At 70.8% G+C, this 1,470-nt stretch carries 1 protein-coding gene; it reads right to left on the bottom strand.

The features are described 5' to 3' along the window. On the bottom strand, positions 1-1,470 hold a 1,470-nt coding region (locus tag Q8814_RS26085), incomplete at both ends, for a serine/threonine-protein kinase (RefSeq protein WP_330154821.1).

Raw genomic sequence — 1,470 nt, 5'->3', positions numbered from 1 at the left:
GGGCGAGCGCAGGTCGTCTCCCACTTTTCGACATCCTTCTGGGCTGCGCGTAATGCCTTGGCCGCCAGGTTCGCTGCGGCCTGCGCATGCTGCAGGGCCTGGCCGGGTTGTTCGGATGCGGCGAGCTGCTGCGCGGCCTGCAGGTGGCGCTGCGCTTCGGAGAGCCGCGTCCGGGCCTCTGCGCCCACCACACCACGACGCGTCCCGATGAAGTCCGACGCGGCCGTAACCTGCGACTGCGCCGCCGTCAGATCCTGTTCGAGGCGTTGACGGGTGCGCTGCGCTTCCTCCTGGGCCTGCCGGGTCTGGGCACGCAGCGCGTCGAGTCGTGCATCTGCTTCCACGACCCGGGTGAAGCTGCCGAGCGGATCGGTGTCCATCGCCGCCCGGGCATGGTCGAGTGCCTCCTGCGCGGCCCGGCGAGCTTCGGCGAGTTCCGCGCCTCCCGCCGCGGCGAGCCGTTCGGCGTCCGCGATACCCTGCGCGGCGTCCTCCATCGCCTCCGGAAGCGTCGCGATCGCCCGCCGGATGTCGTCCTCGGCATGGTCGACCGCGTCGAGCAGTGTCGCCGCGTGCCCGAGAGCACCCTCGGCTTCGCGGATGGCGCGCACCGCGTCTCCTTGCTCACCCACCGGTCGGGCCACTGCGGTTCGTCCCTCGTCCGCGCACTTCTCGGCGAAGCCGATTTCCTCCTGCGCCAACCGCACGTTGTCCGCGACGGGAGCGAGGGCTTCGGCGGGGAACTCCGAGTGCAGCTGCGCCAGCATGGCCTCGGCCTGGGGGAGCCGGGCCCGCATCGTGATGGCCCGTTGGATGAGGGCGTCGAGCCGTGCCGGGGCGTCGAGGAGCAAATCGCGCATCTTGTCGAACGCCTCGACCTGAGCGTCGAGCTCGCGGTCGGCCTGCCCGCACGACGAGATCAACTGCACGAGCATGTCGCGTTGCTGCTGTGGGGTCTCGGGGATGTCGTCGTCGAGCCGCTGGCGGATCTCGAACGCGGACGCCAGCGCCGCCTGCGCCTGCCGGAACGCGCGGTCGAAGGGCAGCACCGCACTTTCGCCGAACTCGCCACGGGCCAGTTCGAGTGCCTCGGAGCTCGAACGAACGGCATTGTCCGTCTCCACCAGCACCTTCTGTGCATGCACCTCGAGGCCTTCGAGGGGCAGCGCGGCGAGGCTGTTCACATCGCTCGGATCCAGTTGCGCGGCCCGTGCCGCGCCTTCCTCGGCGCGCTTGCGCTTCGACCGCCGCGAGTACAGATAGACACCACCGGCACCGGCCGCGATGACACCGCCGCCGACGAGCAGGGTGGTGCCGGGAGCGCTGGACGGGGTCAGTGCCGAATCGAGTCCCTCGGCCGCCGCGACCGCCGCACCTGCCCAGTCGCTGGTGCGCAGCGCGGGCACGATGTCGTTCGAGCTGATCCGGTCGCGCTCCGACGAGCTGATTTCGGAGTCGCTCGGGGTCCAC

This window comes from Rhodococcus chondri, assembly GCF_036327435.1.
GTDB lineage: Bacteria > Actinomycetota > Actinomycetes > Mycobacteriales > Mycobacteriaceae > Rhodococcus > Rhodococcus chondri.
This window is presented reverse-complemented; position numbering and strand designations above follow the sequence as displayed.